Below are 24243 nucleotides of genomic sequence, written 5' to 3'. Positions count from 1 at the left end.
TTTGATCTAAACAGGAAGGTGTAGAAACCTTCCGTCGTGGAAGTGGAGTCGAGCATGACAGTCTTGTTCAAAGGGATCATTCCCGCACTCATCACGCCGATGACGGCAACCGAAGAGGTGGACGAAGCGGGCTTGCGCACGCTGATCGAACGCCTGATCGAGTCCGGCGTGCATGCGCTGTTCGTGCTCGGCACCAACGGCGAATTCATCGCCTTGAATGAAGCGGAAAAATTGCGCATCGCCAGGATCGCGGTCGATCAGGCGCGCTCGCGCGTGCCGGTGATTGCCGGAACGGGCGCGTACGCCACGCGCGACGTGATCGATCTGAACAGCAAGATGCTCGACGTGGGCGTGGATGCGGTGTCGGTGATCACGCCGTATTTCAACGGCGCAACCCAGCAGGAACTGTTCACGCACTACGAGCGGATCGCGCGCGCCACCACGCTGCCGGTGATGCTCTATACGATCCCCGCGAAGGCCGGCATCACGCTGAACGTGGACACAGTGCGGCGCCTCGCCGAGATACCGAACATTCGCGGCATCAAGGACAGCGGCGGCGACTTCGATCGTTTGCTGCAGCTGATCAATCTGCGCCGCGACGACTTCGCCGTTTTCACCGGCACGGATTCGATGATCCTGTGGACACTGATCGCGGGCGGCGACGGCGCGGTGGCCGCGACCACCAACGCGGTGCCCGACGTGGTCACATCGATTTGGAAGCACTTTCAGGCCGGCGACATCGCGGCCGCGCGCAGGGCGCAGGAGTCGCTGCGCGCGCTGCGCGACGCCTTCGCGCTCGGCACCATGCCGGTCGTGCTGAAGACCGCCGCGCAAATGCTCGGCATGCCGGCGGGTCCGGCGCGCGCGCCCGCGCAGCCGCTCGACGCGAACGCTCGCGCCCGGCTTGAACAGGCGCTCTCGATTTATCGCGAGACGCGCTAAAGCGCGCCCGTTCTTCCGTCCGTACCTCATTCACCGCCCCAAGAGACATCGCCATGACCACGACCTATCACTTCCAGACTGTCAAGCACATCGTGCATGGCGCACACAGCCTCGATCTGCTCGCCGATAAGCTCGCGCTGCTCGACGCGCCGGTCAAACGCATCGCGCTGATTACCCAGCCGGCGATGGAAGAACTCGGCGTGATCGACCGCGTGATCGCGAGTCTTGCAGCCAAAGACATTGAAGTGCTGATCGTGCGCGACGTCGAACCGGAGCCGACCATCGGCAACGTGGAAAGCGTCTTCAGCGAACAGATCGCGCCGTTCGCGCCGCACGCGATTCTGTCGATCGGCGGCGGCAGCGTGCTCGACGCAGCCAAGCTGTTCGCCGTGCGTCTGACCAACGAACAGCCGTTGCGTGAATGGCTCGGCATCGATCTGATCGCGAAGCCGGGCGTGCCGCTGATTCTCGTGCCGACCACAGCGGGCACGGGTTCGGAAGTGACGCCGAACGCGATCGTCACGCTACCCGACGAAGAGCTGAAGGTCGGCATTGTGAGCCGCCATCTGTTGCCGCAACTCGTCATTCTCGATGCGGCGCTCACGCTGAAATTGCCCAAGGCGATCACTGCCGCCACCGGCATGGACGCTTTCGTTCACTCGCTCGAATCGTATATCTCGACCAAGGCCAACCCGATCAGCGACATGTTCGCGATGGAGTCGATGCGGCTGATCGGCGCGAACATCATCGAAGCGTACGAGCATGGCGAGTCGATCAAGGCGCGCGAAGCGATGATGCTCGGCTCGATGTACGGCGGACTGGCGCTGACGGCGGCCGGCACCGCCGCGGTCCATGCGCTCGCGTATCCGCTCGGCGGCATGTTCAACGTCACGCACGGCGTGGCGAACGCGATGCTGTTGCCGCATGTGATGGCGTTCAACATGGACGCCTGCGCCGGCCGGCTCGCCAACGTGGCACGCGCGCTGTCGCTGGTCACGTCCGCCGACGATGACCTGACGGCCGCCACGAAACTGATCGAGCGCATCGATCAATGGACCGCGGCCGTGGACATCCCGCAGGATCTGCGCAAGTTCGGCGTGAGCGAAGACGATCTCGACGCGCTCGCCGTCGCGGCGGCGAAAGTCAAACGGCTGCTCGGCAACAACCCGAAGCCGCTGTCCCTCGACGACATGAAGGCGATCTATCGCCGCCTGCTGCCATGAACCGCACGTGTGAGCCGCGCCTGCTCATCATCGGCGACGATCTGTCCGGCACGGCCGATTGCGCCGTGACGGGCGCGCGCCTGGGTTTGCGCAGTGTCGTCATGCTCGACGCACGCATGCCTAAGTTGACCGGTGAGGGCGGTGAGGCTGACGTCACGCGAGGCATCGACGTTCTCGCGGTCGATGCCGACTCGCGCCGGCTCGGCGCGGAAACGGCGGCGCAAGTGAACGCCCAGGTCTGGCGTGAACTCGCTCATGCGGACACACGGCTCTACAAGAAGATCGATTCGACGCTGCGCGGCAACGTCGCAGCCGAAGTCGCGGCGCTGATTCCGTTGGCGGGCATGGCCATCGTAGCGCCGGCATTTCCCGCAGCGGGACGCACCACGCGTAACGGCCGCCAATGGCTGAACGGCGTACCGGTGGAGCAGACGGAAGTCTGGCGCAACGAGGGCATTGCCGGCGGGGCCGCCATTGCGTCGATGCTCGCGCAATACGATGTGCGGACCGACACTTTGTCGCTCGCGGACGTGCGTTCGGATCAGGCCGCGTTGACGGCAAAGCTTAACGCGATGCGACAGGCCGGCGTTCAAGCAGCGGTATGCGACAGCGAAACGGACGACGACCTGCGGCGCATCGCGCACGCTTCCGCGTCGCTGCGTAGCGTGTTCTGGGTCGGATCGGCCGGTCTCGCGCGCCATCTGATGCAGGCTTTGAATCCCGGTGACGTGACGGCCGCCAGCGAGGCCGGCTTTGCTGCTCATGAGCCGAACAAACCTGTGCTGGCCGTGGTCGGCAGCATGTCGAGCGTCTCGCATGCGCAGGTCGCGCGACTCAGGACGGAAGCGGGCGAGGCGCTCGCGTCGTTCGAAATCGATCCGTCGACGTTGCGTAGCATCCAGCCAGCGCACGCGCAGTTCACCACCGAGGTGAGCGCGGCGCTGCAGCGAGGGCTACATGTCGTCGTGTCGCTGAGCCAGACGGATCGCACCAGCGTGGCCGACGGCCTGCTGTTCTGCCAGCGCCTCGCCGCGCTGCTGGTTCCCGCATTGCAGTACGCCGGCAGCGTGATCGCCACCGGCGGAGAAACGGCCCGCGCGCTGCTGTCCGCGGCGGGTATCGGCGAATTACGCGTCGTCGAAGAAATCGAGAGCGGTGTGCCGCTGCTGCACGCCATTCACAACGGACGCCGTCTTAACGTCGTCACCAAAGCGGGCGGCTTCGGCCATCCGGATACGCTCAATCTGGCCTGGCGAAAACTCGCCGGCGTCCAACCCAATGCCCGGCCGTGCGCGGCCATCATCAAAGGACTGACCACAATGACCTATCGTCCAGTTATCGGCATCACCATGGGCGATGCTGCCGGCGTCGGCCCGGAAATCGTCATGAAGGCGCTGGCGCACGCCTCGGTCTACGAGCAATGTCGTCCGCTCGTGATCGGCGACGCCGCGCGTCTGCGCGACGCGGGCCAGCGCGCGGGCGTCTCGCTCGAAGTGCGCTCGATTGCGAGCCCGGCGGATGCCGGCTTCGAATGCGGCGTGGTGGATTGCATCGACCTCGGCCTGATTCCCGCCGACATGCCGTACGGCAAGCTCTCCGCCGTCGCGGGCGACGCCGCGTATCAGTACATCGCGCGCACCGTCAAATTGACTTCCGCCGGCGAACTCGACGCGATCTGCACCGCGCCGCTGAACAAGGAAGCGCTGCACGCCGGCGGCCACATTTTCCCGGGCCACACTGAAATGCTCGCGCATCTCACAGGCATCGACGAAGTGTCGATGATGCTCGTCGCGCCGAAGCTGCGCGTGATTCACGTCACGACCCACATCGGCCTGCTCGACGCGATTCGCCGTATCGAGCCGGGTCTCGTGCAACGGACCATCGAGCGCGCGCATGAAACGCTGGTGCGCGCGGGCATCGACAATCCGCGCATCGGCGTGTGCGGGATCAATCCGCATGCGGGCGAGAACGGCCTGTTCGGCTATGGCGAGGAAGAGGAAAAGATCATTCCCGCCGTCAAGGTATTGCAGGCGCGCGGCTGGGACGTCGAAGGCCCGTTGCCCGCGGACACGCTGTTCTTCCGCGCCGGCCGCGGCGACTTCGACGTGGTGGTCGCGATGTACCACGACCAGGGACACGGCCCGGTGAAGGTGATGGGGCTGGAGGCCGGTGTCAACGTGACGGTCGGGCTGCCGGTGATCCGCACCTCGGTCGATCACGGCACCGCATTCGATATCGCCGGCAAGGGTATCGCCGACGAAGGCAGCATGCTCGAGGCGCTGAAGCAGGCGCTCGATCTGGCCACGCGGCGTTCCGAACTGGAAGCCTGAGAGCCGTTAGTGAATGGGCATCCCGTTACGACGGGACGCGGATAACGGCTGCGGGGACGGCGGACACACGCCGCGCAGCCGGATGACTCGATGCGTATGCATCGGCAAAAGTACATTGGAGACACCATGGCAACTTTCAGCTACTGGGACACCGCAATCATCATCGGCATGGTCGTGGTCTACATACTTCTGACCAGCTGGTTCAGCGTGAAGCTGCGCAGCCGCAATTCCGAGCAGTTCATGGTGGCGTCGCGCTCCATGCCGGTCGTGGTCGTCGCGGTCCTGCTCATGTCCGAGTTCATCGGCGCGAAGTCGACCGTGGGGACCTCGCAGGAAGCGTTCAGCGCCGGTATCGCGGCTTCGTGGTCGGTGATCGCCGCGTCGATCGGCTTTCTGTTCTTTGGCCTGTTCATGGCCAAACGTCTCTACAATTCGGGTGAATTCACGATCTCCGGTTTCATTGCCATGAAGTACGGCAAGCGCGCCAAGCTCGTGGTTTCGGCGATCATGATCTATGCGCTTTTTCTCGTGAACGTGGGCAACTACGTGAGCGGAGCGGCCGCGATCTCGACAGTGATGCGGATCAATCTGCCGACCGCTGCGGTGATCACCGCCATCGTCAGCACGATCTACTTCGCGTGGGGCGGTCTGAAGAGCGTGGCGTATCTGACCATCGTGCACAGTGCGGTCAAGCTGATCGGCATTGCGATTCTGGTGGTAGTGGCATGGCGCCTGACCGGCGGCATCAAGCCGATGATGGCGAATATGCCCGAGCACTATTTCACCTGGAACGGATCGCTCAGCAACGGCACGATCGGCGCGTGGATCATCGGCACCGCGGGCGCGATCTTCTCCACACAGTTCATCATTCAGGCGATCTCCGCCACGCGCTCGGCCGCGGCGGCGCGCAGTGCGTCCTTGCTCGCAGCGGTGCTGTGCGTGCCGATTTCGCTCGCGCTCGGCTTTCTCGGCGTCGCCGCGAAGTATCTGTTTCCGGGTATCAAGAGCCTGTACGCGTTGCCGGTCTTCCTGCAACACATGAACCCGCTGCTGGCCGGTGTGGTGACGACGTCGCTCGTTGCGTCGATCTTCGTGAGCGTGTGCACGGTTGCACTCGCCATCGCCTCGCTGATCGTCAAAGACTTCTACGTGCCGCGCTATCATCCGACGCCGGAAGTCGAACTGCGCATGACGCGCTGGATTTCGCTGGCAGTCGGACTTGCTCCGCTCGTATTCGTCCTGTTCGTGCCGCAGATTCTCGCGCTGTCGTTCTTCACGCGCGCGTTGCGGTTGACGGTGTCCGTGGTGGCGCTGATCGGTATCTATCTGCCGTTTTTCAATAGCAGCCGCGGAGCCATGGCCGCGCTGATCGTGTCCGCGCTGGCCACGACCGTCTGGTATCTGCTTGGCAATCCGCTCGGCATCGACAACATGTACGTATCGCTGGTCACGCCGGCCGTCGTCATCGTGTTGGAGAAGCTGTTGTTTCCGGCGGGCTCCAAGCCGGTCGGCGCGAGCGGCGAGCGTCTCGCGCATCGTGAATCACATTGAAGTGCTGTAATCAGGAGAACACCGGATGTCTTCCATCCTTGCAGAAACTCCCAACGCGGCGACGTGGGATAACCATGTGCGCGTGACCTATGCGGACGCGCAGCGCCGCGACGCCTATCTGCCTTCGTCCTGCGTGCAGAACCACGCGGCGAATCTGCATGCGTTGCCGAACGGCGACCTGTTGTGCGTCTGGTTCGGCGGCACGCAAGAGGGCATTCCGGATGTATCGGTCTATATGTCGCGGCTGCGTGCCGGCAGCGGCGTGTGGAGCGAGCCGCAAAAGCTGTCGGACGATCCGACGCGCTCGGAACAGAACCCCGTGCTGTTCACCGCGCCCGACGGCCGGCTCTGGCTCACCTATACCGCGCAGTTGTCGGGACACCAGAACACCGCGATCGTGCGCCGCCGTATCTCGTCCGATGGCGGCCTCACGTGGGGGCCGATCGAAACGTTGTTCGACCGGCCGGGCACCTTCGTGCGCCAGCCGATCGTCGTGCTGCCCGACGGCGCATGGCTGTGTCCGGTGTTCATGTGCCGCACGGAACCCGGCGAGCGCTGGGTCGGCAACAACGACATCAGCGCGGTGCTGATTTCGGAAGACGAGGGCCGCTCGTGGCGCGAACACGAGGTGCCCGAGAGCGTGGGCTGCGTGCACATGAATGTGCAACTGCTGGCCGACGGTTCGCTGCTCGCGCTGTTTCGCAGCCGCTGGGCGGATTCGATCTACGCGAGCCGCTCGAAAGACGGCCGCACGTGGAGCGCGCCGCAAGCGACCGACTTGCCGAACAACAATTCGTCGATCCAGTTCGTTGCGCTGAAGAACGGCCACCTCGCGCTGGTGTTCAACGAAAGCGATGCGTCGCACAGCACCGAACGGCGTGCGTCGCTATACGACGACATCGAGGATTCGGAAGACAGCGGCGCGCTGCGCGACCAGGGCGCGTCGACGCGCGGCACGGCCGTGTGGGGCGTGCCGCGCTCGCCGATGTCGCTGGCGATCTCCGAGGACGGCGGCCACACCTGGACGCGCCGGCGCGCGCTGGAAATCGGCGACGGCTATTGCATGACGAACAACTCGGCGGAGCAGCGCAACCGCGAGTATTCGTATCCGTCGATCGTGCAATCGGCCGACGGCGCATTGCATATCGCTTTCACGTACTTTCGCCAACGCATCAAATACGTATGCGTCGACGAAGCGTGGGTGCGCGGCTGACACGTTAGCGCGGGAGCTGGATCGGAGCGAACCGCAAGGGACCACGGCGTGCGATGGAAATTCGCTACACTAGGCGCACTTATTGGCGCGCCTCTTGCGCGCCGTCGCTAAACCGGTTCCTCCGATCCAAGATCATGAAAGTTGCGAAACGCCGCGAGGCGATGCTTCACGCTGTGCTGGGCGGGATGACAGATGTCGGGACGTTGTGCGAGCACTTCGGCATGTCCGAGGCAACGGTGCGGCGCGATCTGCGGGCGCTCGCGGAAGGCCGCCAGATCCTGCGCACCTACGGCGGCGCGGCTGCGGTCAGCGCGCATGAACCCGAGGCCTCGCTCGACGAACGCAGCGAAAGCTTTCGCGAGCAGAAAGATGCGATTGCACGCGCCGCGCTCGCGCATGTGCAGGAAGACGACACGCTGTTTCTCGACGGCGGCACCACCACCGCGGCGCTCGCGCGTCAGTTGATCGGACAGCACTCGGTGCATGTGGTGACGAACAACCTGCTGGTGGTCGGCGCGCTGGCGTCGAGCAAGGTGCGCGTGACGCTGGTAGGCGGCGACATCCGTTCTTCGAGCATGAGTACGCTCGGGCCGCTCGCGCAACTGGCATTGAGCCGCCTCACGTTCGACAAGGCGTTTCTCGGCGCCGACGGCGTAACGGCGGCGCGTGGCTTGTGCGAGGCGACGGCGGAGCAGGCGTATCTGAAGGAATGCGTGATTCGTCAGGCCGCGAGCGTGTTCGTGCTGGTGACAGCCGACAAACTCGGGCGCGCCAGCCAGCAGCACTGGACGCCCCTCGAACGTGAGTGGACGCTGATTACCGATGACGCGGCCGAGCCGCATGAACTGGCCTTGTTCGACGAACGAGGCGAGGTGACGGTGGAGACGGTAGCGGTTCGATAAGCGTTTCCGGCGTCTCCTCTTTACGGATAGCCAGGGGGAGTGAAGTGGAAACGACGACACAGGTGAAGCAGCGGCATGCCGTGGTGACAGGGGCCTCGTCGGGTATCGGCCTGGCGATCACTCAACGTTTGCTGAACGAAGGGTGGCGCGTTACCGGCTTGTGCCGCAGGCCGGCGACGCAAGCCGTTGAACATCTGACCATCGTTCCCGTCGACGTGACGGACTTCGCGGCGCTCGCACCGGTTGTCGAATCGATCGGCGCATGCGATGCGTTCGTGCATGCCGCCGGCTTCATGAGAACAGCGCCGCTCGGCGAACTCTCCGCCGACGACGGCGCCGCGATGTGGCGCATCCACGTCGATTCAGCCGCATTTCTCGCCAACGCCTTGCTGCCGAATATGCCGGCGGGTGGCCGTATCGTGTTGATCGGCAGCCGGACCGCGAACGGCGCGCCTACGCGCAGCCAGTATGCGGCCACCAAAGCGGCGCTGGTCGGGATGGCCCGCTCCTGGGCGGCCGAACTTGCGCCGCGCGGCATCACGGTCAACGTGGTCGCTCCCGGCGCGACCGATACACCCTTGCTGCGCGATCCGGCGCGCGCGGGCACTCCACCGAAAATGCCGCCGCTCGGCCGCTTCGTTCAACCGTCGGAAGTGGCCGGTTTGACCGCATTCCTATTGGGGCCGGAGGGCGGGTCGATTACCGGTCAACAGATCGTGATGTGCGGCGGCGCGTCTCTCTGAATGCGTCGGCGCCGCGGTCTTCCTGACGAGCAACGCGTCGAACTTCGTCAATGGCCACGTTCTTTACGTGGACGGCGGCGTGACCGCCACGCTGTAGCCCGTCGATGAGGCATCGCGCCGCGAGACTATCTCGCGGCCGGTCCCGTCGACTGCCTGAGCTGAAACAACGCATGCACCTCGTGCCCGTGCAGCGGACGCTTGCCGTCGAGCGTGTCGAGCAGATACTGCGCGGCAAGCCGCCCGATCTCGTAGGTGTCGACGCGCATGGTGGTCAGCGCGGGGCGGATCTCCCGCGCCATTTCCAGATCGTCGAATCCGGTGACGGACAATTCGCCCGGAATTGCAATGCCCAGTTCCTCGGCCTCGCGCAACACGCCCAGCGCGATAGCGTCGTTGCCGCAGACGATCGCGGTGGGACGCTCGCCCGACGCTTGCCAGATCGTGCGCAGACTGCGCCGCCCGAATCCCATCGTCGATTCGCCTTCAAACATATGCTCCGGCCGCACCGCGAGGCCGTGACGTTCGAGTGTCGCGCGAATGCCCGCGACGCGTGCCTGCACGCGGTCGTTGTCGCGCGTCGGCTGGATGCACACCGCGAACGCGCGGTGCCCGAGGCCGATCAGATGTTCGGTGATCTCCTCATAGGCCGCATGATTGTCGAAGCCGATGCAGGTGTGGGGACTGTCCTTGCGATACGCGTAGGTCACCGCATACGGCACGCGGTAGAGCCGCAACGCATCGAACAGTTCGGGCGGATGAGCCTCGCCCACCACGGCCATCGCTTCCACGCCACGCGCCAGCATCGCGCGCACCTGCGTGAGCGCCTGCGCGGGGTCGTAATTGGAGCAGCCGAGCACCAGCGTGATGCCGCGCGCCGCGAACGCCGCCTGCATGCCGCTCACTTGTGAGGCGAACACGCGATCATCCAAAGTCGGAATGATGATGCCGGCGATGTGGCTGCGCGTGGAGGCGAGGGCGCGGCCCGCCGCGTTCGGAAACCAGTTCAATGTGAGCGCGGCATGCTCGACGCGCTCACGTACGTTCGCGGAGACCTTGTCCGGCTCGTTGTAGACCCGCGAGACGGTCGCGGTGGAGACGCCCGCGAGCTTGGCGACATCGGAAAGCACGCTGCGGCCCGTGCCGCGGCGAGCGCGGTTCGTCTGGGTGCGGGCGGCGGCCGGCGGGTCGAGAGAGTCAGGCATCAGGTTGGAGCGCGCAGAGTGAATCGGGGAACGCCCGCCATCTTACCGCCGCGGACGCGCGCGACAGCGGCGGCGGACGCTCCTGTGACCTGGAAATCTTCCAGTCAAACGCTAGCGGACCGGGCGGTTCGTTCCGAGTGCCGCGATACGCCCACGGAAATGCTCAGTGCCGGCGACGATCTTGTCGAGCACCGCGTCCAGCGCCCAGAAGCGTTCGCGCACGTCGTAGTCGATCACGCGGCAGCGAATCGAGCCGAACGTGCCGATCCGTTGATGGTAGATCTTCGCGAGAGCCGGATAGCCGAGCGATTCGGAGACGGCGGCGAGCACGAGAAACGTAGCGAGCTCTTCTGCCAGAACTGGATCTTGTGCCGCGCGGTTGCGCAGCCAGTTGTACAGATCCGGGTGGAAGTTCGTGAATACGCCGTTGAAGCCGGCGGACCCCGCCTTCATCGCGTCCCACGCAATGGCCGCATTGGCGTTCAGGATTTTCAGCGGCGAGCCTTCGGCGAGCGCGACGCGCCGTTTGACCGTGGCGAGATCGCAGCTCACGTCTTTCAGCATGATGAAGCGGCCGGTGTCGATGCACAGCTTCAGTTCGTCATCGGAGAGAAGACGGCGGTAGGGCGCGGGGCATTCGTACAACCCGAGCGGAATGTCGGACGGCAGGCGCGCGAGCAGTTGCCGGAGGTTTGCCGTGAACGTCTCCGTGCCCTGCTGCTTCGGATCGAGCCGGTTCGTCACCAGCACGATGCCTTGTGCGCCGGTGCGTGCCGCGGCGTTGAGTTCCTCGGCCTGCGCGTCGGGGTCGTCGCTGATATGGCCGGAGACCACGACCGGGATGCGGCCCGCCACCTTGTCGACGACGAAGCGTCCCAGCGCGCCCCGTTCGGCGAGCGTCAGGAACTGCATTTCACTAGACTGCGCGACGGCAAAGAGCGCATCCGATCCATGCGCGAGATACCACTCGATCAGGCGTTCGAGTCCGGCGTAATCGATGGCGCCGGCGTCGTCGAATGGCGTCAGCATCACGGGGACGATGCCTTCGATCGACGTGGCAGCTTGGTTGAAGGTGGTCATGCGCGTGATCTCCCTGCAAGGGTTCGTTGAGTCGGGGCGGCGCGCGCGTTTTACGCGGGCGCTCGCACGGGTTCGGTTTGGACGGACGGGTCTTCGATCGGCTTGCGCACCAGCAGGAGATAGCTCATCGCTCCGATGAAGGCGATGCCCGCGGCCGTGAGCAGCGCGGGGACGAACGACCAGCTCTGCGCGATATAGCCCGTCAGGATCGGGGCGAGGGCGCCGCCCAGAAAACCGCCGAAGTTCTGAATCGCGCCGAGCGAGCCGACGCGGTTCGGCGGCGCGGCGGCGGTGGCGAGCGCCCAGGAACTGGCGGATGCGGCATTCGCCAGAAAGATCACCACCGAGATGCATACGATCGCGATCGTGTTGCTCTCGACGAGCGCCGCCGGAATCGTGAACGCGACCATGCCGAGCATGGCGATCACCACCGCATTGCGGCGGCTCGCAACCGGGCTCGTGCTGCGGCTCGTGATGAGATCGGAGAACCAGCCGGCCGTCAGCGAGCCCAGAAAACCGCAGAAGAACGGTATGGATGCCGCGACGCCCGTGTGCATCAGGCTCATGTGGCGTTCCATCGTCAGATAGCCGGGCAGCCACGTGAGGTACACCCAGTTGAGATAGACCGAGCCGAAGAAGCCGATCAGCATGCCCCACGTGGTGCCGTGCGAAAACAGCGAGCGCCATTCAGCGAAGGTGACCGTGGGTGCCGGCTTGCGGTCCGCTTCGTCGCCTTCGAGATAGTGCCGCTCGGCTTCGGTCATGGTCGCCTTCACAGGGTCGCGGTACACCGCGAGCCACACGAGCGCGACGACGAGGCCGACCACGCCCGTCACGATGAAGGCCCAGCGCCAGTGAAACTGCACGACGAGAACCGAAAGACACAGCGGTGCGAGCGCTGTGCCGAGCGGCGACGCCGAGTTGAAAATGCCGGTCGGTTTGCCGCGCGCGCGCAGCGGAAACCAGTTGCTGACCACCCGGGCCGCCGACGGAAACTGCGGCGCCTCGCCGATGCCCAGCACGATCCGCGCGAGGATGAACCAGCCGAAGGTGGAGACGAATCCTCCCGCGGCCTGCGCGAGCGACCAGACGATCAGGCCGATGCCGAGCAGCTTGCGCGGTCCGATGCGATCGACGAGGCCGCCCACCGGCAACTGGAACAGCGCGTAGCTCCACGAGAATGCGGACAGCAGCAGTCCCATTTGTCCGAGCGACAGGCCGAGGTCGTGACGGATCAGCGGATTGGCGACCGCGAGCGTGCCGCGGTCCAGATAGTTGACGATGCCGCTCACCATCAGCAGTGTGAGCGCCACGATCTGGGCGCGGCGGATTCGCGGTGGCGCCTGCTCGAGGCTCGGTGTTGCGCTCATGATCGTTGTCTCCGTTTCATGTCTTCGGCGGGTGTGAGCAAGCCGCGCTGATGCGATGTCAGACGGCCGGAATGTGCGCGTCTATGTCGGCGCGCGTTGGTCGATGTCCGCGCGCTTTTGCGCATCGCGCTGAGCGTGGCGTCAACGTGGGTGAAGGCGAATACTTCGTTCCATCACCTATGTTAGCGCTTACATTAAGCGGTGCTTTTACGCGAATCACGGGATTTTGCTAGCAACTTCGCTTCACATGTCTAAATGATAGCGCTTACATTTTGTGCCTTTCTGCGAAGAGATTGCAAGCGATAGCGATGCGTTGAAGGGTAAACCCCGGCGATTGGCCGACGAATGCCACGTTGCTGAAAGCGAAGAGGCGGCTGATCGCTCCTTCGCCTAGCGCCAGACCGAATTTTCCGCCGGCGCATTCCGGGCTATGCTTATCGAATAAGTTGTCTGCCCTGCCCGCAATACAGGCGAACGGGCCCGGTTATCGACGAAGACACGCAACCACTGACCCGACACGCGCGCAATTCAATGAAAGAGATCAGCGGTGACCCACGCAAGGCGCCGGCAGCCGCGACCCGGCAGGATGATGGGCGCCTCGAACTCCCCACGGCCGAGCCAGATGCGCTCATGCACCTGAAGAGCTACGCGCTCAACCTGGTCAGCGATGCTGCCTATCTGATCGACCAGCATGCATGCTTCATCTACGTCAATGAGGAGGCCTGCCGCATGCTCGGATACAGTCAGGCGCAGTTGCTGCGGATGCGCGTGATGGATATCGATCCCGAGTGGAACTTTGAACGGTGGCTCGACGTCTGGAAAGAGCTGCGCGAGAACGGCTCGATAATGATCGAGTCGATGCAGCGCCGCCAGGATGGCACGACCTTGCCGGTCGAGATCAGCGCGAGCTATTTCGAGTACGAAGGCCAACCGTATAACCTCGCGCTCGTGCGCGATATTACCGAGCGCAAGCGCACCGAGCAGCTCCTGATCGCGCAACTGGAACTCGAGGCGCAATTCCGCCGCCTCGCGGAAAGCACGCCCGATATCATTTGCCGGTATGACCTCGACTGTCGGCTGGTTTATGCCAACTCCGGACTTGCCGCGATACTGCGCCGTCCCCTGCACGAAATGCTCGGTGCGACGCCGACCGAACACACCGCCGATCCCCAGTTCGTCGCCTATCAGAATGCGCTGGCGGCCACGCTGGCAACAGGCGCGGAACGCACGCACGAACTCACGTTGCGCAACGGCGCGAATGACGTGAGCTATCACCACGTCCGCATTCTCGCGGAGCGCGGGCTGCATGACGAGATCACGAGCGTGCTGGCGCTGGGGCGCGACATCACCGAACGCAAGAAGGCCGAAGAGCGCTTGCATGCGAGCGGGCAGGCATTCCGGGCGCTGGTCGAGCATTCGCCGGACTACATCGCGCGCTTTGACCGCGACTGCCGGCGCATCTACGCCAATCCGGCACTGAGCGCGATCTTGCCGTCGACGGCCGACAAAGCCACCGGCACGGGAAGCGTGGACGAGTCGCCAGTGGTCGATGTGCCACGGTATCGGGACCGGCTGCGGAGCGTTGTCGAGACCGGCACGGAGCGCATGGACGAAGTGCGGTTCCGCAACGCCAACGGCGAGGTGCGATGGGGGCACATGCGGATGGTGCCGGAGTTTGCCGCCGACGGCCAGGTCGCCACCGTCCTTGCCATTTGCCGCGATATCGACGAACTCAAGCGCAGTGAGCAACTGTTTCGTACGCTGACCGAAAACGCGCCGGAGATGATCGTTCGCTACGACCGCAACTGTCGCTATAGCTACGTCAATCCGAGGTTCGAACAGGTCAACGGGATTCGCGCGGCGGACGCCATCGATAAAGCGCCTGCCGAGCTATCGGACAGTGTGATGCCCGAGTTGCGGATGATCACCGCCACGCTGGAGCAGGTGATGGCAAGCGGCATCGGCGCGAAGGTGGATCTCACGTCGGAGAAGAACGGCAAGCCAGTGGGCTGGCACGTCAGCGCGGTGCCCGAGCACGGCGCCAACGGCGACATACGCGGTGCGCTGACGATCTGGACCGACATCACCGAGCGGATGGAGGCCGAACTCCGTTTGCGCGAATCCTATGCGCTGTTGCAGGAGTTGACGTCGTTACGCGAAACCGCGCGTGAGGAAGAGCGCAAGCGCATTGCCCGCGAGATGCACGACGAACTGGGACAGCAACTGACGGCGCTGCGGCTTGGTGTATCGGCCATGCGAATCGAGTTCGCGCAAGACGATCCGGCGCTGGCCGGGCGTTTCCGGGACCTGCTGGCGCTCGCCGACGACACCATGCAGGTGGTTCGCAATGTGGTTGCATCGCTGCGTCCCGCCGCAATCGATGCCGGCATCGTCGCAGCGCTGGAGTGGCTGGCCGCCGAATTCTCGCGCGACGGCCGGGTGGCCTGCCATCTACGGATTCCTGACGATAGTCTGGTCCTCGACGAGGCGCGGGCAATCGCACTGTTTCGCATCGTGCAGGAGGCGCTCACGAATGTCGCGCGTCATGCCGCGGCGACCCAGGTCACGATTTCGCTCGAACGGACCGGACGCTGCTGGGTCCTCGAAATAAGCGACGACGGCTGCGGCTTCGATTCGATGGCGGCGCGGATGAAGTCGTTCGGGCTGGTGGGCATGAGAGAACGCGTGCTGATGCTGGGCGGCGAGATTTCGGTGCTCAGCGCGCCGGGCAGCGGCACGTCGATCACCGTGTGCATACCGGCCGACGACGCTTCATAGCAGTCGAGAACCTGATCGAACCTTAAGACGACTTCCGCAAACCGGCGACAATCGCGTTGATCTGCAGGTCGAAGCTTTCGAACCATGCGCGCGCCACTTCGAGTTGCGTGTCGACTTCCTGAAAGTGGGACTGATGCACTTCGACGGCGCGCTCGGCTGCGGCGATTGCTTCAGGAGTCGTCTGCGAGCGAAACGCAAGCGCGGCCAGCGACTCGATTTCACCGCGGTTGCTTCGACTTTGATGCATGAGTTCGGTCAGCAGCGCCTTCAACATCCGCAACTGATCGTGCCAGTCGCTTTCCGCGCGATACAGCGCCGCGATGAGCGGACCTGCATCGTCCGCGAGTGAAATGTTGGCCGCGGTGGACGTGCCCTGCCGCACATGATCCAGCACCGCGAGGCAGCCCTCGGCGCGCTCGACCAGTTGCTGCGCTTTGTCATGCGCTTCGGCCATGCGCGTCTTGAGCGCGGTGGCGCGATCGCAAAGCCGCGCCTGTAGGACGAACGTGTGCGGCTTCACCTGTCAATGTCCATGTGTGGGATTCGTGAGTGGCGATGAATGACCCCGCCTGCATTCGAAAGGACGTCGCGTCGGGGGATTCGCGCCGCCTTTCCATGTATACGGCGACGCCCGATTCAGCTTGATGTCAGGATTTCCTGATTTTGGCCCGGGCATTTCTTTTTTTGCCAACGGAGTAAGCCGCCGTTGGCGGCATCAGCTCATCCAGTACTCGTCTGGAATCCTCCGGTCGGCTTCGGAAAGGAAGGGGTTGTCGAGCGTGAAGGTCAACCGGGACGCGATATTTCCGCGCGCGAGCGCATCCTGAATGTAATGATGGGTGTTGAACAGCCTCATATACGTGCCATTGCGATACGCGGCGACGAGCCCCGCTTCGATGGTCTGTGCCAGTGCTTCATGGCCCGCTGCAACATAGAAAATGAAATCCGATCGATACTTCAGCAACAGCCGGTTCTCGACCGCGAGATCAGGCTCCAGGTGCTGGCGTCCTTCCAGTTCGGTAAATGCTTCCACTAAGCCGCGTGGGAAAAAGTCGACGCGGCCGCCCTGGGTCATCTCGAACATCGTGTCATAGGTCGAGGTCTGGACGTTCAGGCCGGCAGCTCTCAGGATTTTCGTATCGATCCAGCCGAGTCCCTGACCACACATGAATGCTTTGAGATCGGAGAAGCGTTCGACCTTGTCGAAATCGGCTTGCCGATCCTTCCGGATGATGAACACCCGGTGGCCGATCAGACCACGGTGTATCGGAATCCGCACGACGTTCCGGCCGCGCTCGGCCTGCGCCTCCATGCTCGTCCAGTGCAGATTGATCATATTGTCGGGGCCGGCCAGTTCGGCAAGCGCGCGGCCGCGTTCCATTTCGATGTCGGCCGATCGCAACGTGTACGCGGCGTTGGCCGTTTTCATGGCGAGATCGAGCACGGCGAGCGCAAACGCGGCTTGCACGTCGCGGGTAGGCCGAATGCGGGGATAGACGATGTCGAAGTGGACGGGCGGGTCGGCCGGGGCGGCGCGTGCCCGAAGCGTGCTGCCCGCCGCACTTAGCGCGGCCAGAACAAAGCGCCTGCGATGCATGAATGGATGGTTTCTCGAATCAGCCGTGACGCGCTCAAACAGGCGCTTGTCCGCACAGGTTCTTGCCTGGCTGGTGTTTCATCGTGCCACGTCCTGCCGGTGCTGACAAATCGTGTAATCCCTTTGTCAGGCAGCGCGATGCGATCTGAAACAGGTCGACGCAAGGCCCCAGGCGCGCGAACGCTCGTGCACGGCCATTCAGGATTTCCTGACGGCATATTCAGCGGATCGGAAGTGCATTTTTCCGCGCTTCCTGACTGTGTGACACTTTCGGCCTCCCTAGGATGGTCTATCGAAATCGTCTATCTCAGTGGATCCGTTATGAACGGTCATTCGGAAAGCCGCGAAGTCGCGGTTGAATTCCTCAACGCCGGCTGCGAGCGCCTGTTCGACATCTGGTGTGAAAGCAGAAGCGTGATACCGCTCTGCTATCTGTTGCACTGCTGGCCGCTGCCGGATTGGGGGCACGCGTCCGTGAAAAAATTGTCGGACGGATTGCGCGAACTGAGGACGTCGAACCCCGACGCCCTTGGCGGCCGCGTGCGGCCGATCCTCGGCGAGCTGACGTCATGCATCGATGAAATTCTGCTGTATCCGCGAATCTGCTTGCCGCCGGCGATCAACGATATGTCGCCTGTCGAATCGAACATGTACGTCATGTAGATTCACGTCAGCTCGATCGGAACGCGTTTCTCCCGGAAACACCACCGGCGCAGACCGGCAAATGAGAGTAACTGGCTGGCTGGGGCAGGCGAACGTCAAATCGCCACCCTGCCGATGCGGCGGCCAACAGATCTGGGCCGCGCAGCGCGCAACGAGTGCAGAATAGACGAAACAAGAACCGTAGCACTCGCGGGGATGTATGAAGCACAACCTGTTCGACGCATGGTGGAGTTTGATCGGCAGCTTCAGGAGTAGCCTTGTCTCGCGGCTTCTCGTGACTGTGCTGCTGGTCAGTTGCGTCGTCACCGTATTGTTGACCGGATTGCAGCTTTACAGCGACTACTACCGGGGCGTGGAGCAGATTGAAAATCGCCTTGCGGACATTGATCGCAGCAATCGCGACAGTCTCGCGGAAGCGCTCTGGCGTCTGGATGGTTCGCAGCTGCAATTGGAGTTGAACGGCATTCTGCGTCTCCCGGACATTCGTGCCGTGGAAATTCGTGAGGCGGGCAAAGAGGGGCAATCTCCTTATCTGAGCGCGGGCCATCGCTCGGCCGGTCCGGTCATCGCCCGCGAATTCCCGCTCTACTACAGCGTGCAAGGCAAGCAGCGCGAGATCGGCAAGCTCTACGTCGAGGCCACGCTGCTCGACCTTTACCATGAACTGACGCGCACCGCGGTGATGATCCTGGTCACTCAGGCCGCCAACACCTTTCTCGTCTCGCTGTTTATCGTCTACATTCTGTCCCGTCTCGTGATGCGGCATGTCGCGGCCATCGCGCGCATGGTGGAGAACTACGATTTCCGTGAACCGCCCCGGCCGTTCAGTCTCCAGCGGCGCAAACGGCGCGAGCCGGACGAACTGGATCGCGTGGCTGCCGCATTCAATGCGATGGGCGCGCGGTTGTATTGCGCGTATCGCGACGAGCAGGACACGGCGGCTGAACGCGAAGCACGCAATCTGGCGGAGGCGGCCAACCGGGCCAAAGGCGAATTCCTCGCGAATATGAGCCATGAGTTGAGGACGCCGCTGAACGGCATTCTCGGCTACGCCCAGATCCTTGAACGTGATGACACGCTAAGCGAGCGGCAGCGCGAACGCGCTGCGTCCATTCGCCATAGTGGCGAACATCTGCTGACGTTGATTGAAGACACGCTCGATTTCGCGAGGATCGAAGCCGGCAAGCTGCGTGTCGAAATCGGCGACGTGCCGCTGGCGGGGTTTGTCGATGTCATTCGCGACATCATCGGCGTGAAAGCGGAGCAGAAGCGCCTCGACTTCATTTGCGACATCAGCGCAGAAGCGCCCGCCGGTGTCCGTGCCGATGAGCGGCGCCTGCGGCAGGTCATGCTCAACCTGCTTGCCAACGCCGTGAAGTTCACCGATTCGGGGTGCGTCAGCCTGCATATCTCGCGGTCCGAGCCGAACCGTGTTCGTTTCGAGGTGCGCGACACGGGGATCGGCATTGGTCACGATCAGTTGAATACGATTTTCGAGCCGTTCGAGCAGTTGGGCGCGGCCGAGCGGCGAGCCGGCGGGGCGGGGCTTGGCCTCGCCATCAGCCGCGAATTCGTGCGAGCGATGGGCGGCGAGATCGAGGTGGAGAGCCAGATCGGGCAGGGCAGCACCTTCCGCTTCGAACTGACGGCAGCGAACGTGGCACCCGTGTTGCGCAAGACGGCGGAGCCGGCGCCGCTCTCGTTCAGCGCGACGGGCTATGAAGGGCCGCGCAGGAAGGTGCTGGTGGTCGACGACGTCGAGATCAACCGCGCGATCATCGTGGATCTGTTGGGCCGTCTCGGCTTCGATACCGTCGAGGCGGAAAACGGCCGCGAGGCGCTGGAGGTGGCGCAGCGCGAACAACCCGCGCTGGTTCTCACGGACATCGTGATGCCCGAGATGAACGGATTCGACCTCACACGCAACCTGCGCCAATCGCAGGAGTTCGCCAATGTCCCCATCGTTGCCATGTCCGCCAGCCCATCCGGGGTCAACCGGGTGATGAGCATTGAAGCGGGCGTCAACGCCTTCCTGCCCAAACCGGTCGACCTGGAAGCGCTACTGGCGCAAATTGCCACTTTGCTCGGACTGACGTGGAGCCATGCGTCGCTGCCGTCGTCCGCTCGCGCAGCGACGCCCGAAATCAGTCTTGCGGCCGTGCCCCAGCAACAGATGGAAGAACTGCATCACCTTGCCCGCCTTGGCGATATGCATGAAATTATCGTCTGGGCCGAGAGTGTGGCGGCGGGCGATTCACGTTATCGCTCGTTCACGGCGCAACTCTGCGCGCTCGCTCGCGACTACCAGTCCAAAGCCATCCTTAATCTGGTCGAGCGGCATCTGAATGTCGAGCCCAGGCCATGAACGAGCTCAACACGGAGGCCGGCGAACGGCCGACCATTCTGATCGCGGACGACACGCCGGCGAATTTCGGCGTGGTCGTGGAGAGCCTGACGGACCGCGGCTTTCGGGTACTCGTCGCGCTAGACGGCGAAGAGGCGCTCGAACGCGCGCTGTTTTCTCAACCCGACCTGATCCTGCTCGACGTGAAGATGCCCGGCATCGACGGTTTCGAGACCTGCCGGCGGCTCAAGGCGGATCCGCGCACGCGCGATATCGCGGTGATTTTCATGACCTCGCTGACCGGCGCGGAAGACATGGTCGAGGGTTTCTCGGCCGGCGGCGTCGATTACGTGGCCAAGCCTGTGCGCGTCAATGAAATGATGGCGCGCATCGAAACTCATCTCGCCTTGCGCGTGATGCACCGGCAGCTCATCGCGCAGAACCGCCTGCTTCTGAACGAGATAGCGGTGCGCCAGCAGGCCGAGACGGAACTGTCGAGCGCGCGCGATGCGCTGGAACAGCAGGTCGAGCAGCGCACGCGGCAACTCGCGGAGTCGAACGCGCGGCTGTCCGCCCAGATCGACGAGCGCCGCCGTGCGGAAGCGAAATTGCAGGCGAGCGAAGCGCGCTTTCGCACGATTGTCGAAACCAGCCCGATCCCGCTGTGCATCACGTCGATGCCCGAAGGCGTCATTCTGTACGTGAATGAACCGCTGCGAGAACTGTTCGGTCTCGATACCGGCATGCGCACGCTGACCAATATCGTCGACTTCTATATGGACCCCGTCGATCGTGACCGGCTCGTCTCGCATCTGCGCACGGAGGGCAGTTTCAACAACAGCGAAGTCCACATGCGGCGCGTGGACGGCTCCCCGTTCTGGGCCATGGCGACCGCGCGCGTCGCGACCTTCGGCGATGCTCCGGCGATCTACGTGGGCCTCAGCGACATTACGTCGCGCAAACGTATCGAACAGGAGCTGTTCGAATCGCGTAACCAGTTGCGCGAGTTGTCCGCGTATATGGAGGCGATTCGCGAGGAAGAGCGCAAGCGCATCGCCATGGAGATTCACGATGAACTCGGCCAGTTGCTGACCGCGTTGAAGATGGATGTCTCGCTGCTGAAAATGCGCCTCGGCCAGGATCCGGACGCGATGCGCAAAGCCGACGACATGCGCGAACTCGTCGAAAGGACCATCTGGATGGTCCGCAATGTCGCGAACCATCTGCGGCCGGTGGCGCTGAACTTCGGGGTTGTGTCGGCATTGGAGTGGCTCGTGGAGGACTTCATTCGGCGCCATGGCATTCCTTGCCAGTTGCATATCAACGGAGGCGAACCGGTGCTGCCGGAGACGTGCGCCACAGCGGTATTTCGTATCGTTCAGGCTTCGCTGACCAACGTCGGGCGCCACGCGCATGCAACGCGGGCCGACGTGACGCTGACCAGCACGGCGTCGGCGCTCAAACTTCACGTAAGCGACGACGGCTGCGGTTTCGATCCCGACATGGCGCGGACCGGGTATTCCTACGGACTGCTCGGCATGCAGGAGCGCGCGCGTCTGATCGGCGGCGCGATGACCATCGACAGTGCGCCGGGCATGGGCACCGCCATTTCCATTCACATTCCGCATACAGGCGGGGCAGAAAATGATCGACGTCCTGATTGCTGACGACCATGCCGTGGTGCGTGGCGGCCTGAAACAGATTATCGCGACGACCTCGGATATCGTCGTCGCCGCCGAAGCCGCGCAAGGTTCGGAAGTACTCGACCGGCTGCGCGCGAGGCGCTTCGATCTCGTGCTGCTGGACATGACGATGCCCGGCATCAGCGGAGTCGATCTGATCCGCCGCGTACGCCTCGAGCAGCCGCCCTTGCCGATCCTCGTGCTCAGTATCCATAACGAGGCGCAGGTCGTGTCGCGCGCGCTGCGCGCCGGCGCGACCGGTTATGTGACGAAAGACAGCGATCCGGACGTGCTGCTCGCGGCGATCCGTAAACTGGCCGGAGGCGGGCGATTCATCGACCCGAAACTGGTCGACGCCATGGTCTTCGAAACGCATTCCGGCGATGCGCCGCCGCACGAGGTGTTGTCCGACCGTGAATTTCAGGTATTACGGATGCTGGCGGCCGGTCAAAGCATCAACGAGATTGCCGAATCGTGTTCGCTCAGCGCCAAGACCATCAGCACCCACAAGATGCGTCTCATGCAAAAGCTCGGCCTCAACAACAACGCCGAGCTGATCCGGTATGCGATCAGGCACGGTCTGGTGACGGAGTGACAGAGGCTTTAGGGATATCCTGAGGCGAGAAGCAGCATTTCCCGAATCAACAATCCGGCGCTGCTGACTGAAGAATCCTCGCCGTTGTCCCACGATTGTCAAATCGGAACCTGAAGTGCGGGGGCAGATGTGGATGCGACAAAAAGCTCACTACGCGGACTGCGCGACAAATTATTGGCAACGGCGGGTACGCTACCCGTTCGTGTGCTTACGCTGCATGGTTCGCCGGACGGTCGGATTTGCCGGGTATGCGTCGAAATCAGGCGTCCGGACGGTCCGATCCTGCTGTTCTTCTTCCGGCACGACGATGGTACCTGGCACGTATTTCCGCCGGCAAAGGATCTGTGCAGAATGAGCTTCGAACCGCTCGCCAGTTGACGTGAACAAGGCCGCACAAAGGAGTTTATCGATGAACGCAGACAACCTGGGGACGCTGTCGGGCCACGAAACCAAATTGCGCGCGTGGCTGAGCGACTGGTACGACCACGCATTCGCGACCGGCTTCATCCGGCCGCCTTTCATACTCGACGACGCGACCGCTTTGAGGCTGGAAGGTTACTTCGACGTGGGCCTGACGCCCGCGGAGGGCGTTAACGCGATCTTCGGCGTGGTGCATTGACGCAGCGGACGCGCCGGGGCATCCGCCGCGTCGATGCGTCGCTCACCCCGCGCGCGTTTTTTGCTGCCGGACGTCGTTGTCCAGTTCGGCGGCGTTGCCGTCTTCACCGCTTTCCTCGTCGATCCACCGCCAGGCCCATTCGAGCGCGTATTGCTGTGCCGTCTCGCAATTCTTGAAGCTCGGCCCGATCAGCCCTGAGCGCGCAACTCGCCGATCGTCGCGCACGATCTCGGCCCATCCGCGGAAATGGGCGTTCGCCAGCCGATCGGCGGCAATGTAGATGACGTAGCCGCGCGGGTCGGATTCGGTTCGGCCTTTCGACGCGAGGCCCATCCATGGCGACGCGACTCGTTGAATGGCAGGGAGGTGTGTCACCGGCGCGCGGGGTTCGATGCGCTCGGGTACGGCATGCTCGGAGTTGGCGGGGTGCGGGAGATCGCGCGCGAGATCCTTGAAAATATCCGCCGTTTGGGACGACTGCCATGTCTCGCGCGATGTCTGCCACGACGCCTGGTCTCTCCAGAACACCCGCCGAAAACCTTCGTCCCGAGTCTGGCGGTCGATGCCGCGCGTCACGGCGTTGCGGCGTTCCAGTGTCAGTTGCGGGCCGCACCGAAACTTGCGGCCGCTGCTCGAAAGGATCCGGTACATCTGCGCAAGGGCGCCGCTCGAACGCCACGCCTCGAAGCGGTGCCGGCACGTCGGCACCGACGGATAATGGCTTGGCAACGTGGACCAGGGATCGCCGGTTGTGAGTACCCACAGCACGGCATTCGCCACCGCGCGAACCGCTGCGCGTGGCCGGCCGCGCTGCCGGTGTATAAGCGGGGGATCGGCCAGGACGGGCGCGAGCAGTAGCCACTCTTCGTCACTGATTTCGTTGAAATGCACGCTGTCCTCCCCCTACTCATTGCATTGCGCGGGCCCGGCTGTCGCCGTTCGCGCTACCAGCCGCTCGTCACCGACGTTGGCAGGGAGGAAAGGATCAGCAGATCGTCGACACAATCCGATAGCTCGCAGACTTCCTGAAAGGCGGCGTCGTTGGAATCGTGCAGATGTTGCCGTCTGAGCTCACGCAACGCGGTTCCGAGACGCCGGAGGGTGTCGGGGTCGCCGTTCGTCATCGGCCAGCCCTTTAGCAGATACGTCAGCGGCACGACGCTTCTGGTTTCGCACCACTGGTCGAAGAGGCGCAAGCACATCGCATTGACGTGCTCGATCGAATTTTCTCTTTCAGACAGATACGGAACCATGGCAGCACTCGGACGAAGGACGATCGGCGTGCGTTCATCGTATGCGGCCAGTTTTCACAGTGCTGTCAGGAGATCAAGAAAATGAGCGGGGTCGATGCTGAACTTCGGGTCAGGAAATCCTTAGCCGGCCCGGTCTGCGTCTGCCGATGACCGGCT

21 protein-coding genes are annotated in these 24243 nt (G+C 63.5%); 14 read left to right on the top strand and 7 right to left on the bottom strand.

Annotation, left to right across the window (positions count from 1 at the left end):
• The first annotated feature begins 54 nt into the window (after positions 1-54).
• The 8 genes from dapA (at position 55) to B0G81_RS45585 (ending at position 9001) form a co-directional block, all read left to right on the top strand.
• Positions 55-942 carry a 4-hydroxy-tetrahydrodipicolinate synthase gene (gene dapA / locus B0G81_RS15915; protein ID WP_134137301.1) on the top strand — a complete coding sequence of 296 codons (888 nt, stop codon included), beginning with the start codon at positions 55-57 and terminating at the stop codon, positions 940-942.
• Positions 943-995: 53 nt separating this feature from the next.
• Positions 996-2165 (top strand): iron-containing alcohol dehydrogenase, encoded by a 1170-nt coding sequence (locus B0G81_RS15910; RefSeq protein ID WP_134137296.1) that lies wholly within the window; start codon positions 996-998, stop codon positions 2163-2165.
• Positions 2162-4495 carry a 4-hydroxythreonine-4-phosphate dehydrogenase PdxA gene (gene pdxA, locus B0G81_RS15905; RefSeq protein ID WP_134137294.1) on the top strand — a complete coding sequence of 778 codons (2334 nt, stop codon included), beginning with the start codon at positions 2162-2164 and terminating at the stop codon, positions 4493-4495. Before B0G81_RS15910 ends, pdxA begins: the two co-directional genes overlap by 4 nt.
• A gap of 126 nt (positions 4496-4621) precedes the next feature.
• Positions 4622-6046 carry a sodium:solute symporter family protein gene (locus tag B0G81_RS15900; protein ID WP_121309893.1) on the top strand — a complete coding sequence of 475 codons (1425 nt, stop codon included), beginning with the start codon at positions 4622-4624 and terminating at the stop codon, positions 6044-6046.
• 25 nt (positions 6047-6071) lie between these two features.
• Positions 6072-7259 carry a sialidase family protein gene (locus B0G81_RS15895; protein ID WP_134137292.1) on the top strand — a complete coding sequence of 396 codons (1188 nt, stop codon included), beginning with the start codon at positions 6072-6074 and terminating at the stop codon, positions 7257-7259.
• A gap of 134 nt (positions 7260-7393) precedes the next feature.
• On the top strand, positions 7394-8161 hold the full coding sequence (locus tag B0G81_RS15890; protein WP_134137289.1) for a DeoR/GlpR family DNA-binding transcription regulator: 768 nt from the start codon (positions 7394-7396) through the stop codon (positions 8159-8161).
• Between the two features lie 44 nt (positions 8162-8205).
• The gene (locus B0G81_RS15885; protein ID WP_134137286.1) at positions 8206-8904 is read left to right on the top strand and encodes an SDR family oxidoreductase; all 699 of its coding nucleotides are present in this window, start codon (positions 8206-8208) and stop codon (positions 8902-8904) included.
• 22 nt (positions 8905-8926) lie between these two features.
• A complete protein-coding gene (locus B0G81_RS45585; RefSeq protein WP_134143131.1) occupies positions 8927-9001 on the top strand; it encodes a hypothetical protein in 75 nt (24 codons plus the stop codon).
• A 28-nt stretch (positions 9002-9029) separates the two neighbouring features.
• On the opposite strand, the gene B0G81_RS15875 is transcribed toward B0G81_RS45585, so the two are convergent.
• The 3 genes from B0G81_RS15875 to B0G81_RS15865 all read right to left on the bottom strand — a co-directional run bounded on the left by B0G81_RS15875 (position 9030) and on the right by B0G81_RS15865 (position 12556).
• The gene (locus tag B0G81_RS15875; protein ID WP_208328539.1) at positions 9030-10106 is read right to left on the bottom strand and encodes a LacI family DNA-binding transcriptional regulator; all 1077 of its coding nucleotides are present in this window, start codon (positions 10104-10106) and stop codon (positions 9030-9032) included.
• 111 nt (positions 10107-10217) lie between these two features.
• Positions 10218-11186 (bottom strand): dihydrodipicolinate synthase family protein, encoded by a 969-nt coding sequence (locus B0G81_RS15870; protein WP_134137284.1) that lies wholly within the window; start codon positions 11184-11186, stop codon positions 10218-10220.
• A gap of 50 nt (positions 11187-11236) precedes the next feature.
• Entirely contained in the window at positions 11237-12556 is a 1320-nt protein-coding gene (locus B0G81_RS15865) for an MFS transporter (RefSeq protein ID WP_134137280.1), read from the bottom strand.
• 531 nt (positions 12557-13087) lie between these two features.
• Between B0G81_RS15865 and B0G81_RS15860 the strand changes: the two genes are divergently transcribed.
• Positions 13088-15334, top strand: a complete 2247-nt coding sequence (locus B0G81_RS15860; RefSeq protein ID WP_243856480.1) for a PAS domain S-box protein — start codon at positions 13088-13090, stop codon at positions 15332-15334.
• A 22-nt stretch (positions 15335-15356) separates the two neighbouring features.
• Here the strand turns inward: B0G81_RS15860 and B0G81_RS15855 are convergent, their stop codons facing one another.
• Both B0G81_RS15855 and B0G81_RS15850 read right to left on the bottom strand, forming a co-directional pair.
• Positions 15357-15854 (bottom strand): hypothetical protein, encoded by a 498-nt coding sequence (locus B0G81_RS15855; protein ID WP_134137276.1) that lies wholly within the window; start codon positions 15852-15854, stop codon positions 15357-15359.
• A gap of 195 nt (positions 15855-16049) precedes the next feature.
• Complete coding sequence (locus tag B0G81_RS15850) at positions 16050-16931, bottom strand: ABC transporter substrate-binding protein (protein ID WP_134137271.1); 882 nt, start codon at positions 16929-16931, stop codon at positions 16050-16052.
• Here B0G81_RS15850 and B0G81_RS44635 point away from each other — a divergent pair.
• The 5 genes from B0G81_RS44635 to B0G81_RS15820 all read left to right on the top strand — a co-directional run bounded on the left by B0G81_RS44635 (position 16926) and on the right by B0G81_RS15820 (position 22834).
• Complete coding sequence (locus B0G81_RS44635; RefSeq protein ID WP_243856478.1) at positions 16926-17594, top strand: hypothetical protein; 669 nt, start codon at positions 16926-16928, stop codon at positions 17592-17594. The two genes, B0G81_RS15850 and B0G81_RS44635, sit on opposite strands and share 6 nt — an antisense overlap.
• Before the next feature lie 199 nt (positions 17595-17793).
• Complete coding sequence (locus B0G81_RS15840) at positions 17794-19959, top strand: ATP-binding protein (protein WP_134137267.1); 2166 nt, start codon at positions 17794-17796, stop codon at positions 19957-19959.
• Positions 19956-21605, top strand: coding sequence for a response regulator (locus tag B0G81_RS15835; RefSeq protein WP_134137265.1), 1650 nt, complete (start codon positions 19956-19958; stop codon positions 21603-21605). Before B0G81_RS15840 ends, B0G81_RS15835 begins: the two co-directional genes overlap by 4 nt.
• The gene (locus tag B0G81_RS15830) at positions 21583-22215 is read left to right on the top strand and encodes a response regulator transcription factor (RefSeq protein WP_116122159.1); all 633 of its coding nucleotides are present in this window, start codon (positions 21583-21585) and stop codon (positions 22213-22215) included. Before B0G81_RS15835 ends, B0G81_RS15830 begins: the two co-directional genes overlap by 23 nt.
• 409 nt (positions 22216-22624) lie before the next feature.
• Positions 22625-22834 carry a hypothetical protein gene (locus tag B0G81_RS15820; protein WP_116122157.1) on the top strand — a complete coding sequence of 70 codons (210 nt, stop codon included), beginning with the start codon at positions 22625-22627 and terminating at the stop codon, positions 22832-22834.
• A gap of 42 nt (positions 22835-22876) precedes the next feature.
• Here B0G81_RS15820 and B0G81_RS15815 read toward each other — a convergent pair whose 3' ends face one another.
• Together B0G81_RS15815 and B0G81_RS15810 are read right to left on the bottom strand one after the other, a co-directional pair.
• Positions 22877-23725, bottom strand: a complete 849-nt coding sequence (locus B0G81_RS15815) for a transposase (RefSeq protein ID WP_243856476.1) — start codon at positions 23723-23725, stop codon at positions 22877-22879.
• A 53-nt stretch (positions 23726-23778) separates the two neighbouring features.
• Complete coding sequence (locus B0G81_RS15810) at positions 23779-24087, bottom strand: hypothetical protein (RefSeq protein WP_134137263.1); 309 nt, start codon at positions 24085-24087, stop codon at positions 23779-23781.
• Positions 24088-24243 lie beyond the last annotated feature (156 nt).

The organism is Paraburkholderia sp. BL6665CI2N2 (genome assembly GCF_004366535.1).
Classification (GTDB): domain Bacteria; phylum Pseudomonadota; class Gammaproteobacteria; order Burkholderiales; family Burkholderiaceae; genus Paraburkholderia.
The sequence above is the reverse complement of the archived record's forward strand: the minus strand, read 5'-3'. Positions and strand labels throughout refer to the sequence as shown.

Excerpts from the sequence above, each read along its gene's own strand:
- B0G81_RS15830 (WP_116122159.1), top strand. The coding sequence starts at position 21,583 with ATGATCGACGTCCTGATTGCTGACGACCATGCCGTGGTGCGTGGCGGC.
- dapA (WP_134137301.1), top strand. The coding sequence starts at position 55 with ATGACAGTCTTGTTCAAAGGGATCATTCCCGCACTCATCACGCCGATG.
- B0G81_RS15860 (WP_243856480.1), top strand. The coding sequence starts at position 13,088 with ATGAAAGAGATCAGCGGTGACCCACGCAAGGCGCCGGCAGCCGCGACC.
- B0G81_RS15840 (WP_134137267.1), top strand. The coding sequence starts at position 17,794 with ATGAAGCACAACCTGTTCGACGCATGGTGGAGTTTGATCGGCAGCTTC.
- B0G81_RS15850 (WP_134137271.1), bottom strand. The coding sequence starts at position 16,931 with ATGCATCGCAGGCGCTTTGTTCTGGCCGCGCTAAGTGCGGCGGGCAGC.
- B0G81_RS15870 (WP_134137284.1), bottom strand. The coding sequence starts at position 11,186 with ATGACCACCTTCAACCAAGCTGCCACGTCGATCGAAGGCATCGTCCCC.
- pdxA (WP_134137294.1), top strand. The coding sequence starts at position 2,162 with ATGAACCGCACGTGTGAGCCGCGCCTGCTCATCATCGGCGACGATCTG.
- B0G81_RS15910 (WP_134137296.1), top strand. The coding sequence starts at position 996 with ATGACCACGACCTATCACTTCCAGACTGTCAAGCACATCGTGCATGGC.
- B0G81_RS15890 (WP_134137289.1), top strand. The coding sequence starts at position 7,394 with ATGAAAGTTGCGAAACGCCGCGAGGCGATGCTTCACGCTGTGCTGGGC.
- B0G81_RS15810 (WP_134137263.1), bottom strand. The coding sequence starts at position 24,087 with ATGGTTCCGTATCTGTCTGAAAGAGAAAATTCGATCGAGCACGTCAAT.
- B0G81_RS15865 (WP_134137280.1), bottom strand. The coding sequence starts at position 12,556 with ATGAGCGCAACACCGAGCCTCGAGCAGGCGCCACCGCGAATCCGCCGC.
- B0G81_RS15875 (WP_208328539.1), bottom strand. The coding sequence starts at position 10,106 with ATGCCTGACTCTCTCGACCCGCCGGCCGCCGCCCGCACCCAGACGAAC.
- B0G81_RS15820 (WP_116122157.1), top strand. The coding sequence starts at position 22,625 with ATGAACGCAGACAACCTGGGGACGCTGTCGGGCCACGAAACCAAATTG.
- B0G81_RS15895 (WP_134137292.1), top strand. The coding sequence starts at position 6,072 with ATGTCTTCCATCCTTGCAGAAACTCCCAACGCGGCGACGTGGGATAAC.
- B0G81_RS44635 (WP_243856478.1), top strand. The coding sequence starts at position 16,926 with ATGCATGAATGGATGGTTTCTCGAATCAGCCGTGACGCGCTCAAACAG.
- B0G81_RS15835 (WP_134137265.1), top strand. The coding sequence starts at position 19,956 with ATGAACGAGCTCAACACGGAGGCCGGCGAACGGCCGACCATTCTGATC.
- B0G81_RS15900 (WP_121309893.1), top strand. The coding sequence starts at position 4,622 with ATGGCAACTTTCAGCTACTGGGACACCGCAATCATCATCGGCATGGTC.